Source organism: Treponema bryantii (genome assembly GCF_900111035.1).
Taxonomy (GTDB): domain Bacteria; phylum Spirochaetota; class Spirochaetia; order Treponematales; family Treponemataceae; genus Treponema_D; species Treponema_D bryantii_C.
The window spans coordinates 138,668-152,248 of the sequence record NZ_FOFU01000007.1 but is presented as its reverse complement, the minus strand read 5'-3'; the positions used below and the strand labels follow the sequence as shown (position 1 = coordinate 152,248).

Annotated in this window: 7 protein-coding genes; all 7 read right to left on the bottom strand. The window is 36.8% G+C overall.

The annotated features are described in order from the left end of the window. Nucleotides 1-2: 2 nt before the first annotated feature. Nucleotides 3-1,826 (bottom strand): alanine--tRNA ligase, encoded by a 1,824-nt coding sequence (locus BMY21_RS11910; protein ID WP_074644530.1) that lies wholly within the window; start codon nt 1,824-1,826, stop codon nt 3-5. A 61-nt stretch (nt 1,827-1,887) separates the two neighbouring features. Then, complete coding sequence (locus tag BMY21_RS11905; RefSeq protein WP_143064226.1) at nt 1,888-3,459, bottom strand: pallilysin-related adhesin; 1,572 nt, start codon at nt 3,457-3,459, stop codon at nt 1,888-1,890. A 173-nt stretch (nt 3,460-3,632) separates the two neighbouring features. After that, nucleotides 3,633-5,804, bottom strand: a complete 2,172-nt coding sequence (locus BMY21_RS11900; RefSeq protein WP_074644526.1) for a clostripain-related cysteine peptidase — start codon at nt 5,802-5,804, stop codon at nt 3,633-3,635. A gap of 169 nt (nt 5,805-5,973) precedes the next feature. Beyond that, nucleotides 5,974-6,336 (bottom strand): hypothetical protein, encoded by a 363-nt coding sequence (locus BMY21_RS11895; protein WP_074644524.1) that lies wholly within the window; start codon nt 6,334-6,336, stop codon nt 5,974-5,976. A gap of 9 nt (nt 6,337-6,345) precedes the next feature. After that, nucleotides 6,346-9,597 carry a clostripain-related cysteine peptidase gene (locus BMY21_RS11890; RefSeq protein ID WP_074644521.1) on the bottom strand — a complete coding sequence of 1,084 codons (3,252 nt, stop codon included), beginning with the start codon at nt 9,595-9,597 and terminating at the stop codon, nt 6,346-6,348. Nucleotides 9,598-9,830: 233 nt separating this feature from the next. Next, the gene (locus BMY21_RS11885) at nt 9,831-12,308 is read right to left on the bottom strand and encodes a glycoside hydrolase family 94 protein (protein ID WP_074644519.1); all 2,478 of its coding nucleotides are present in this window, start codon (nt 12,306-12,308) and stop codon (nt 9,831-9,833) included. A gap of 83 nt (nt 12,309-12,391) precedes the next feature. Beyond that, nucleotides 12,392-13,402 carry a LacI family DNA-binding transcriptional regulator gene (locus BMY21_RS11880; protein WP_074644516.1) on the bottom strand — a complete coding sequence of 337 codons (1,011 nt, stop codon included), beginning with the start codon at nt 13,400-13,402 and terminating at the stop codon, nt 12,392-12,394. Nucleotides 13,403-13,581 lie beyond the last annotated feature (179 nt).

Below are 13,581 nucleotides of genomic sequence, written 5' to 3'. Positions count from 1 at the left end.
TACTACTTATCCAGAGGCAGTCCACCGCTGATTACGGCACGGATACGGCGAACACCAGCTGAGCTTGACTGTTCCTTCTGAATCTTGAAGTCACCAATCTGAGCTGTGTGCTGAACGTGTGGTCCACCACAAACTTCCTTACTGAACCAGTCTGATTTAGCGTCGCGGCCGATTGTATAAACCTTAACGTCTTCACCATACTTGTTAGTAAAGAGAGCGCGTGCACCTTCTGCCTTTGCCTTATCAAGAGGCATAACTTCCATAGTAACAGGAAGGTCTTCCTTGATCTTTTCGTTTACGATGTCCTCAACCTTCTGAATTTCTTCTTTAGTCATTGGACGCTCGAAAGTAAAGTCAAAGCGCATACGCTCGTTGTTGATATTTGAACCTTTCTGAGCAACCTGGTCGCCAAGAACGTTTACCAGAGCCTGCTGCAAAAGGTGTGTTGCAGTATGATATTTTGTTGTTACTTCAGACTGTTCAGCAAGACCACCCTTAGCTGCTCCTGCATCAACTGTCTTTGAAGCTTCCTGGTGCTTGCGTTCAGCCTCTTTAAAGCCTTCAACGTCTACTGTAAAGCCATTTTCAGCACCAAGCTCTTGAGTAAGCTCAAGAGGATAGCCATATGTTTCGTAAAGATTATAAGCAACTTTACCGCTGATAATCTTTTTAGGATTCTTCATAAGGTTTGGAAGAAGCTTCTGGAATTCTGCTTCACCCTTCTTGAGGGTAAGACGGAACTTTGCTTCCTCTGCAGTAAGTTCTTTGTAAACCTTTTCGCGGTTTGCTTCGAGTTCCGGGTAAGGTCCCTTGAAGTTTTCGATTACTGTAGCAGCAATTTCTGCCATAAAGTCTTTTTCGATACCGAGCTTCATTCCGTGGCGAACTGCACGGCGGATAAGACGGCGGAGAACGTAACCTGCACCTACGCGGTCCGGAGTTACTCCTCTCTGGTCTCCAAGGATAAATACAGAAGAACGAGTATGGTCAGCAATAATACGAACTGACTTATCTTTTTCTTCGTCTGTACCATATGTGTAGCCTGAAAGGCCTTCAATAGTCTTAATGATTGGCTGAAAAACTTCTGTGAGGTAAACTGATGTCTTTCCCTGAAGAATACAGTTTGTACGTTCAAGTCCCATACCTGTATCAACGTTTTTCTTCTCGAGTGGAAGAAGAGTCTTTTCGTCGATGCGGTTGTACTGCATGAATACATTGTTCCAGATTTCCATCCAGTTAGAGCTGTCTGTTCCTTTGTTAGAACCTACAGGAGGAAGTCCTTCGCCTACCCAGTAGAAAATTTCTGTATCAGGACCACAAGGACCTGTTGGACCTGCTGCCCACCAGTTATCAGATGCAGGAAGATATGCTATCTTATCCTCTGGCATTCCGTTGTCTTTCCAGATCTGAGCTGCTTCTTCATCGCGAGGAGCGTTTTCATCACCTGCAAATACAGTTACAGAAATCTTTTTAGGATCAAGGGCAAGCCACTGTGGACTTGTAAGGAATTCATAAGAATAAGCAATAGATTCTTTCTTGAAATAATCACCAAGTGACCAGTTTCCAAGCATTTCAAAACATGTAAGATGACTTGGATCACCTACTTCTTCAATATCGCCTGTACGGATACACTTCTGATAGTCTGTGAGACGGGTTCCCGATGGATGCTTTTCACCAAGAAGATAAGGAACGAGAGGGTGCATACCCGCCATTGTAAACAAAACAGATGGGTCATTTTCAGGAATTAAAGACTGACCCGAAATCTCAACATGATTTTTACTTTTAAAAAACTCAATATATTTTGAGCGAAGTTCATTAGCGTTCATAAACTTGTATTATATTGAAAAAAATGTTATTTGAAAAGTAGTTGCCTATAACCTTCGGTACTCAATCACTGGTGTTTCTACTGAGTACATACGACCTGCCCTCTACCGCAAAGCAGTCGGTAGAAGTAAGCTTAACCGGAGTAAAAGTTATTGTATCGTAATCTGTAACAACTTTTTCGACAGTTTTTCTTTTTACAGTTTCTGTAATTACCTTTGTTCCAAATTCCATAGAATAATTTTCAGCAAGAATAGAACCTTCTGTATCCGAACGGAACTGAATTACGTTATAACTGCCAATTTTTTCGATAGAATAAATACCAGTTTCAGAAAGGCCACCATTTAATAGAGAATATTTGTATTCTCCAAATTTCAAGGTTACAGTAGAATCAGCAGTAGTCCAGTTATCACCCTTCCGCAATTCTTTTAGATAACTATCTTTTTCTGTTGAAGCGGCAAAGTCTCCAAAGGTATCCTGAAGAGCCATCTTCTTATAATTTCCATCCCACTGTGTATTTTCACTGATAATAAGGTTGATATCATCGCGCAGGGTAATTTTGATTTCATCAGTATTTATGAGAGCAATATCAAAACGTCTATGAAGGTTCATGATATCTGCATTTACAGCAGTCAGATAGATTCCATTATGACGAAGCTTACTGTCTTCCCACTCGTATACTTCCTGAATATCTTTATAAAGCTGAATGATTTCTGTATCAGGATAATTGAAATACATATAACGGATATTTCCGTCTGTATTTGAAGTTTTATACCAGAGTCCGTCAAGGAAGGCTGCAAAAGTTTCTACAGTACCATCCTGAATGCGGGAAAGCTCAGTTGCAGCAAGACGGCCGGCTGTTACATTTATTTCACGCACAAGTTCATATTTCTGTGAAGAAGGATTCCATTTATATTCCTGCTGGATCTGATTCTGTCCAACCGCAGGCTTGTCTTTATCTGCATTAGCAGCGTCCTTTGGAACATCCGATTTATAAACCCATACAGAAAAACTTTCACCTTTTGACATGGCAAGTGCATATGATTCAGAACGTTCAGTCTGCTGAATAAACACAGTTCCATCACACGAAAAATCACCAATATTTCTAAGATAATTTTTTCCATGTTCTTTTGAACACAAATAGATTTTCATCACATAATTGCCGTCATCAGCAAGTCCCTGATATATAAGGGCATTTTTATGTTCACCAGTAACATCCATTCCCATATAAGAGAAGGTTCGGGTTCGGGTAAACTGTGTTTCAATAGGTTCAAGTCGTTCATAAAGTCCAGATTCAGAATCTATAAGCGCCGCAACAATCCAGAGATTCTGCGAACTTGCCTTACGAACGATGATTACTTCATCATCATAACCATCATTATTTATATCTATTGTAAGTGCACTGATTAAGGTTTCTCCGGAATATAAAGGAACGAAAGTTTCATATTTTTCTGTTTCTATTGAAGAAGAGGAAGCTTCATTTTCTGAATTAGCAGATGAAGAAGATTTTGGAGTAACGATGCGTGCTCTCGTAGAAGATTTATCTTCCTTTGTCAGCATCTTTTTAGAAACAAAGAATACACCTGCAATCAAAGCCGCCGCAAGCACAAATAAAACCGGCACTGTTCTAGACTTCATACCTATTAAATATATTGTGAATTGCGGAATTTCTCAAGGTGTGATTTTTTTTATTACTTTCTAAGGATTTTTCAGTCAAATAAAAAACCGGGTAGATTTCATTTCTACCCGGTTTTTATATTTTAAAGCTTTACTCTACACTAAGAAACTTTCATTTTTTTCATTGCAAACCCTTAGTATTCAGTTCCAAACCAATCTTTAATAAGGGTTGTCCAGGTACTATCTTTACCAAAAGCAAGTTCGTCTTCATACCAGTCGGCAAATTCCTGATATAAATATATTTTGCCATCCTTAGCTGTATGAGGAACCCAGACAGAACAGTTAATAGTTAATCCACATCCCCACATATTTTCAACAAAAGAAGATTGTGTTTCTCCAGGAATCTTATAATATGTTGGCTTTGTATAACCATCACGCCAACAACCAATTATCGCCTCTTTCAAAGCATAGCTTATATCGTCAATTTTATCAGTCAAATCATCCCAATTACCAAAATATACATTATGCAAAGTTCTAAGCATAAAGCCCAAATCTTTCAAACATCCAAATGTACCATCATAATAAATTGGATCACCATAATAAGCAGCATGATATTTTACAGCATCTTTTCTAGGTATAAAGAATGCTGTAGCAGGAATACCTTCATCATATTCCGTATCATAGAATTTATTATCTGCAGAATCATATTTAATACGAAGATCATCTTCATTATCAGATAAAATCAAAGTAGCTAAATCATCAACTGCATTTTTTATTGCATCAACTTTTGATAAATCAATAAAAGAAAGAGTTGGACAATTCGGATTATAGATTGAAACATTAAATGGTAAATAATTGCTTGAATTAACCTGAGCCTCAGTTATTTTATTATCAGAAAAGAATTCATTCCAACTTTTTTGAGTAAGTGTATAATCTTCTTTGAATGCTTTTATCAACTTACTTCCTACAGTCTTTATATCTGCATTTTTAGTCAAAGAAGAAATAAATACATCATAATCAAATCCGCTTCCTGGAACATTATTTGGTGAGCCAATATAATATTCTGCATAATTTCTTAATTCGTAAACTTCTTCCAAAGACCCACCAAGACATACATCTTCCAAAATCATTTTAAGTTTATTGTCAGTTCCGTAACCAACTTTCTTCAATACATATGAAACATCTGAAGTCTTTAAGAAACTATCTTTTCCGCCACTTGTATCATCCCAACACATAGAACGACGACCATAGTTCTTTTTTGAACCTGTAGCAGTACGTGGGCCACCACCATGGTTTGAGAATTGAAGAATTGTTTTATCAGCTGAATAATTTTTATTTACCCACTTTAGGAACTCCTCAAGAGTAGTTCTGGAAGCCATATTAACTTCACCATCTTCAATCCATTCTGCAGTATCTGTTAAATCTTTTGTATCTGAAGATAACTGAACTCCTATATAATACCATCCTCCATTTTCAGCATATAAAGCATTTTTATCAGCCCCTAACTCAAGAAGTCTCGTTGAAGAAGTATTTATTTTTCCATAAGTAGCTGGTACCTGGTCAAAATCTGAATATGCTGGACTATTTTCAGTAGCTCCAGTCTCGAAATCCCAACCATCCCATAGAGCAACAACTGTTACAGAATCAGATTCTTCCAATTTTGCTAAACCTGATTCAGCTTCATTTAAATCAAGATAAATCGGATCATTAAGGTTGTTGTCGCCATCCATATATAGGAGTACAAGCCATTCTGATTCTTTTTTAGCAATATTAATTGCTTTAGAGACTTTAGCAGATTCAAAAACCGAATTTAACTCTGAAATTGTTGTAATACTAAAATTATAACTTGTTGCTCCATCTGCTATTGTTTGTGAAAATTCTGTTTCACTAATATTTTCAACAGTTTCTTTTTCTCCAACTGAAGGAACAATTTCAACTTTATATTTTGAATCAGGAACTGCATCCCATGTAAGTTTTATCTCAGTATCATTTTCTTTTGAAACACTTAAATTCTGCACAGGCTTAGCACGATATAAAGCATATAATTTCATATCTGCAGAAATTGGAGTAGCTAAAGAAAAATAATAATCCATATTATCTTTACTATCATGAAAATAATATGAATAAAATTCCAACTTTGTTTGATATAATTCTTTTATAGCAGGAACTATTTCATCCAAATAGGGACTTTTAGTATTTACCTTTACGGAATAAGTTGTTTCGCCAGTCGATGGATGAACTCCATACTCTCCGAAATCAATTGTTACTGTATAATAAGTATTGTTGTCAGGCTCTGCTGATTGTTTACAACTAAACAGCAACAAAGTTATCAATAAAAGTCCAAATATTACAAATTTGTTTTTCATTAAATACATTCTCCTTAATAATATATATAATTGGTTATTATTTATCCTCCATGAATTCTTGTCAAGGAATCATTTCCTGCAAGAAATAGAAAGATAATAAAAAAAGGACTGCCCTTTTATAAAGTTCATAACTCCAAGGGCAGTCCATATCTTTTATAATCTGAGTTTTTTATTCTACTCTCAGAACCTTCATTTCTTTGGTCCAGGTAGAGGAAGCATCTGTCACAACTCCGACTAATGTAACTTTTTGTCCATCAAGTTTTCGAAGTTTTCGTTTTAAACTCCATTTCTTAACCTCAAGACCAAATGTAACTACAGAACGAGATTCAGGATTTTCTTCCAGTGCAAAAGTATTCTTCTTTGCAGTGAGAAGTCCTGTAACCTTAATTTCAGAACCTACAGATTCTTCTGTAAGATAAGAATGATTTTTTGCTTCCAGAACCTTTCCATATTTCTCAGAATATATTTCCTGTGCGAAAATATTAATTGAAAATAAAACTGAAAGCAGTAAAACTAAAGATATCTTTTTCATCACATTCCCTTAGTCTGAAATTTTAAACCACTCTTCAATAAGAGCTGCCCAGTTACTGCAATCTCTACCAAAAGCAAGTTCTTCTTTATACCAGTCTGCGAAATCTTCAAAAAGATAAGTTTGTCCATCCTTTGCTTTATGAGGAACCCAAACTGAACAGTTAATTGTAAGACCATAGCCATAAAGTGAACTTGAATAAGATGATACAAAGCCACTGTTTGATTTGTAATATGACGCCTTTTTATAGCCATCACGCCAGCATGCTACTATTGCTTCTTTAAGAGCATCTTTTACTGCGCTAGTCTGATTATAAACTGCCAACCAGGTATTACCAGATGAAAGATATACCTTATTTAGTACATTAGCCATATATCCAAGATCTTTCAAACTACCAAATGAACCTTCATAATAAATTGGATCACCAAAGTAAGCTGTAAGATATTTTACGGCTTCTTTGCGAGAAACAGATACTGCAGTTTCTGGTACCGGTACACTAGTATCCGCAGTATCATAGTATTTACCAGAATCAACATCATACTTTATTCGTTTATCCTGCGTTGTATCCTCTCTAATTATCTCTGCTAGTTTATCAACTTCTTCTTTCACCTTACCTATTTTTGACAAATCAACAAAAGTAAGTGTTGAACAATCAGGATTCAAGTATGAAACATACTCTGCCAAACCATTTTCTGTAACAAAATCTGCTGTTGTACCTAATTTTGTGAAATAAGCATTCCATTCATTATCTGACATTGTATAATCTTTACTATAAGAATAAACTAATTTACTTCCTATAGTTGTAATATCAGCATCTTTTTTCAAAGAAGAAACAAAGGCTTTATAATCAAAGCCCATACCTGGAATATTATTTGGAGAACCAACATAATATTCTGCATAATCTTTTAATTCATATGTTTCTTCCAAAGATCCGCCAAGACAAACGTCTTCCATAATCATTGTAAGTTTATTATCAGTTCCATAGCCTGCTGCTGATAATGCTGCAGAAACATCAGAAGTCTTTAAGAAAGAATCACCATCTCCGTTGTTTGAATAATCCCAGCACATTGAACGTCGGCCATAGTTTCCTTTCTTCATGCTTGCAGAACGAGGTCCACCACCATGATTTGAGAACTGGAGAATAGTTTTATCAGCATCGTAATTTTCATTAACCCACTGTAAGTAACTTTCAAGAGTTGTCCGTTTACTCATGTCAACTTCACCATTTTCTATCCAGTCGACAGTTTCTGTAAGATCCAGTGTATCAGGTGAAAGCTCACACGCTGTAAAATATATACCTCCGTTTGAAGCATATAAAGTACGTGAATCCTTTCCTAATTCAAGAAGTCTTGTTGATGCTGTTGTATGAACAGTAGAATCATTCGACTCATTACTAAAGAAAGATACCTTATCTTTTGGATTATTAGAAGCAAAATCCCATCCATCCCAAAGTGCAAGGATTCTTACATCATCTGTTGATGAAAGTTGTGAAAGTCCCCATTCAGCTTCATTAAGGTCAAAGTAAATAGGATCATTCAGGTCATTATCACCATCAAGATACAAAATAACAAGCCATTCAGAATGTTGCTTAGTTAATTTAAATTCTGAAGTTTCAACAGGAGTAGAAACAAGAACATCTGTAAAGCTACTGTTTGCATATACAGCAGCTTTATATTGAACATCATTTTCCAAAGAATTAAATATATAACTGCAAGTTTCTATATCTGAAATTGTTGTTATTTCAGAGGTTGAAAGCTTTGTTAATTTAATTGTGTATTTTACATCAGTAATACCAGTCCACTTCAAAACTACATTTGTATTATTAGCTTTTACTTCCAGATTAGATATTGGCTTTGTCTGATAGATTGCTTTTAATACAATATCCTGATTTATGCTATCTGAAAAAGAAAATTCTTCAGTTGAAACAGACCAATATAAAAACTTAATTTGTGTGTTATAATTACTCTTAATATACACTCTTGGTTCTTCAACTTTACTTCCTTTTTCACATCTTTTTATCTCAGATGATTTATTATTGTAATTTTGTCCATATGTTCCATAATTAAATGTAACAGAACAATATCCAGAAGCATCAACTGAAATTTCTTTAGATCCTGATTCTGTTCCATCAGAAAGATATGTTATAACCTTGTATTCATTAACTACACCAGCAATGTACTCTGTATCATCATAAGATGTATTGTAGCTAGTTTTTTCACCAAGTTCCTCAAAAGAACTACCATTTTTTCGGAAAACTTTGATTTTTGATACATCTGAAGAAGACAACGAATTCCAACTTAATCTAATATATGATGTACTAATTGAAGATTTTAACCCTTCAACAGGTCCTGAATTCTTAGTTGTAATATTCTTTCTTATAGTTTTGACCAGAGAATCATTTTTATAACAATCAAGATAAATAGTATTTGTTGCATTTATTTTCAGATTATCAAGAGATTCTGAAAGTTTTACAGAACTGTCTGTTGGAATTACTTCTTTTTTAGAAGTTAAATCTTTGTATAATAAGAATTTATCAAAACGTGCATCAGCATCCCATTCAAATGTTGCTTCTGTCATTCCAATTGAAGTTGCTGTCAAATTCAAATTATCAAAATCAGCAAGAATAGTTACTTCTTCACTAGGGAAGAGATCGTATAAACTCCTTGAATCAACTCTATAAATATATGTTGTATCTTTAGTTACATTTTCATCTACCCAGGAATTTTTAGGAGAATAACTTGAGTTATCAAATGCCACTCGGAAGTCGAATTCAGTTTCTCCAGCTACCTTTCTATATATTTCAAATTTATTTATATCAGTCTTTGTGATATATTTCCATGAAAGTTTTATAGACTCACCGTCAACTTCTGCACTAAGATTTTCTACAGGTCCTACAGAGTTTGTTTTAAATGTCAGGGTAGCGTATTTATCATATACGCTACTTCCTTGTTTGTATGCATAAAGATAGGCATCGTATTCTTTACCTGCTTCTAAATTTGCTATTTTCACAGGTAACTCATCATTTTTGTTTATAAGATACTGATTAGATTTTATATCTAATTCATATTTTTCAATATCATCTTCTCTATCCCAGGTAAAAGATGCCCAAGTCATTCCTTTTTCTGAAACTGCAAAATTTGAAATTAAATCATTATTTTCAGAACCACCGTTATTGCCTCCACCAACAGAATTATTACAGCCCAAAACTGCAAAAACTGACAATAACACACCAAAAATAAAAGTGTACCGGATTTTTTTCTTCATCAGAATTCTCCTTTTATTAAAAAAAAACTTTCAAAATATTTTTAATTCAAAATATCCTACAAGATTTTTATGCCTATATTTTGTTTTGTCAAGTGTAACAGGGCAAATAACCTAGGTTATTTTTATACTAAAAGGTTTTAGTATAAAAATAATTGAAAAAAATAAAAAAAGAGCGATGTTTTACAAAACACCGCTCTTTTTAATTGTTAAGTTTATCGATTTCCAGAAATCTATTAGCCTAATGTGATTTCAACATTAACTTCTTTCTTTCCTTCAACGTATGGAACTACACATCCGTCAACTGCAGCGCCATCTACAACCATGCTCTTTACGCCCTTGCAAACGTGGTCTGGGTTTTTGATTGTGATGTTGTATTTTGCATCGCGGAAAAGACGTGTTGCTGTAAATCCGTCCCAGTCAGCAGGAATAGAAGGATCCACCTTAAGTCCGTCAAAGTCTGGCTGAATACCGAGGATGTACTGGCTGATTGCAACCATGTTCCATGCTGCAGTACCTGTAAGCCAAGAGTTCTTTCCCTGACCAAAGTTCTTGCCTGTCTGGCCGATATCAGAACCTGCATCCTTACCACCAATCATCTGTCCATATACATAAGGCTCTGTCTTGTGAAGATCAGAAGTTTCTTCTGTATAAGCAGGAGCGATTTCTGAGTAGTACTTGAATGCCTGATCACCTTCACCAGCGTATGCTGCAGCACAGATAATCCATGCGTTGTTGTGAGTGAAGATACCAGCGTTCTCTTTGTATCCGCCCGGATATGTAGAGATTTCACCGTACTGTACGTAGTATTTAGAGAAAGCAGGATTGTTCAAAACAAGACCGTGCTTTGTGTTCAAGCGTTCGTCAATTGCTGCGAGAGTCTTCTTTGTTGCATCCTTGTCGATATCAGACATGATTGCAAAGCCCTGTGGTTCAATGAAGATCTGACCTTCTTCGCATTCCTTAGACCCCATCTTCTGGCCGTTTGCGTCGTAAGCACGCATAAACCAGTTTCCGTCCCAGGCAGAATCCATCATAACTTTCTTCATCTTGTCGATTTCTGCCTGAGCCTTTTTAGCTTCGTCAGCCTTGCCCAAGTGATTCAGGATTCCTACGAAGTTTGGTCCAACATAAGTGAAGAGTGCTGCAACGAATACAGATTCTGCAACCTTTGAGTAACCGCCTTCTGCCTTGAATTTAGGGTTTGTATATGTCTGGAAGCTTTCACCAGGTGTGTCTGAGAAACATGAAAGGTTGATACAGTCGTTCCAGTCAGCGCGCATTGCAAGTGGAAGTCCGTGTGGACCGAGGTTGTTTACAATGTGGTAGAAGCTTACTGTAAGGTGGTCGAGCATTGATTTTGCTTTAGACTCATCGTTATCGTAAGGAACTTTTGCGTCGAGAATTGACCAGTCGCCAGTTTCCTTAATATAAGCTGATACAGAAAGAATCATCCAGAGTGGGTCATCAGAGAAATCACCACCGATATCTGCATTACCCTTCTTTGTAAGAGGCTGATACTGGTGATAACATCCACCGTCTTCAAGCTGAGTAGAAGCGATGTCGATGAGGCGCTCGCGAGCGCGGTCTGGAATCTGATGTACGAAACCAAGAATATCCTGGTTTGAATCGCGGAATCCCATACCACGGCCAATTCCTGACTCGAAGTATGAAGCAGAACGTGAAAGGTTGAAAGTAACCATACACTGATACTGGTTCCAGATGTTTACCATGCGGTTTACCTTGTCTTCCGGTGTGTTTACGTTAAGGATGCCGAGGAGTTTGTCCCAGTAAGCACGGAGCTCTTTCATACCTGCTGCAAACTTTTCTGGTGTGTTGTATTTTTCGATCATAGCAAGAGCTTTTTCTTTGTTGATTGTCTTGCCGTCTGCTTCAAATTTCTTTTCAACAGGCATTTCTACGTAGCCGAGTACGAATACGAGAGTTTTTGATTCGCCTGCTTTAAGTGTGATTTCTTTGTAGTGTGATGCAATTGGAGACCATCCGTCAGCAAGAGAGTTTCCGCACTTACCGTCGAGAACCTGCTGTGGGTTATGGAATCCGTTGTAAAGACCAATGAATGTATCGCGGTCTGTATCGTATCCGTCAATCTTGTCGTTTACTGAGTAGAATGCAAAATGATTGCGGCGGTCGCGGTATTCTGTTTTATGGTAGATTGTTGAATCTTTGATTTCTACGCGGCCTGTAGAGAAGTTTCTCTGGAAGTTTGTACAGTCGTCCTGAGCATCCCAAAGACACCATTCAGCGAAAGACCAGAATTTGAAAGTCTTGTCTGAACCACTTTCGTTTGTAAGAACTACCTGCTGAACTTCGCCATCATAATCCTGTGGTACAAAGAAAGTTACCTGTGCTTTAAGACCATTCTTTTTACCTGTGATAATTGTGTAGCCCATACCGTGGCGGCATTCGTAAGAATCAAGTTCTGCTTTTACTGGAGACCATCCAGGGTTCCAGATTGTTCCATTGTCGTTAATGTAGAAATAGCGGCCACCCATATCGATAGGTACGTTGTTGTAGCGGTAGCGTGTGATGCGGCGGAGACGAGCATCTTTATAGAAGCTGTATCCTCCTGCTGTGTTGGAAATTAACGAGAAAAATCCCTGTGTTCCAAGATAGTTAATCCAAGGATAAGGTGTGCGAGGAGTTTCAATAACATACTCGCGGTTGGCATCATCAAAGTGTCCAAACTTCATAATAATCTCCTGTATGTGTTTCGAGATAGCGAAAACGTTGTAGTAAAAAGTATATCGTATGAATAAAATTTATGCAATGAATTTTAGCAAAGCTTTACAACAGTACCGCCATGAATCAGACGTCCTGTTACCATTTCTTTTTTTGGAACAAAGTTTTCTGGATTTTCGATTTTGTCCAGCAAGGCTTCTGCCATTGTTCGTCCAATTATTTCACCGTTCTGTTCGTAGGTTGTGAGAGGAGGAATCATCATTGAAGTGAGTTTAATACCATCATAACCAACAATGCTTATATCTTTTCCAGGAACAATTCCGTGGCTGTTCAATTCACGTATTCCTCCGAGCGCCGCATAATCATCCGGATAAAAAATACAGGTCGGTGGCTCCGGCAAAGATATCAAAACCTCAGTTGCAGCAGAGCTTGTTACCGGGTCATGATACAAACCTTCGGCAAAGTATTCAGAAGGAGTTTCTATTCCATGTTTTTTGCAGATATTTTTGAATGCCTCGACACGCTGTTCTGTTACCCAGGTCTTTTCACCGTGAATCATTGCAATCTTTTTATGGCCCTGAGAAATTACGTATTCCATCAGTTCATCTATTCCAGCCGAGTAATCACTCATTACCGCAGAATGATCCATATCATAGAAATAATCGAGTGAAACCGTAGGAATCTCACTCTGAACAAGCTGCTTTACCCCCGAAGAAGTATAATCGCAGGAAAGAATTGCAACTCCATCATAATTACGGGCAAGTGCGTGTGCATAATAATCATAGTTCTTAGTTGAGTCGCCGCTTACAAAGGTCATCTCATAGCCCTTACTGAAAGCAACCTTCTGAATACCACTGATAATTGTTGCAAAGTACTGATGCTGAAAACCAGCACCGGTTTTATCTTCAAAAATTACACCAATATCATAAGTGCGATTTGTACGTAAACTTCGTGCAGCTATATTCGGATGATATCCCATTTCACGAGCTTTCTTTTGTATAAAATCTGTTGTCTCAAAACTAATTTCAGGACTCCCCTTCAGGGCTTTACTTACTGTTGAAAATGAGACATTACATTCTCTGGCGATATCCTTAAGCGTAACCAAAATCCACGCCTCCACTAAAACGTTGTAGTTAATATAATACACCCATTTGGTTTATTTACGCAAACGTTTTCGATTATTTATAACTTTTATTAAATGTATAGAAGTCTAAATTGGTTGTACAAATATATTTATCTTAAAAAAAGCTATTATGTAAAAAGAATTTATTATATATAATGCTC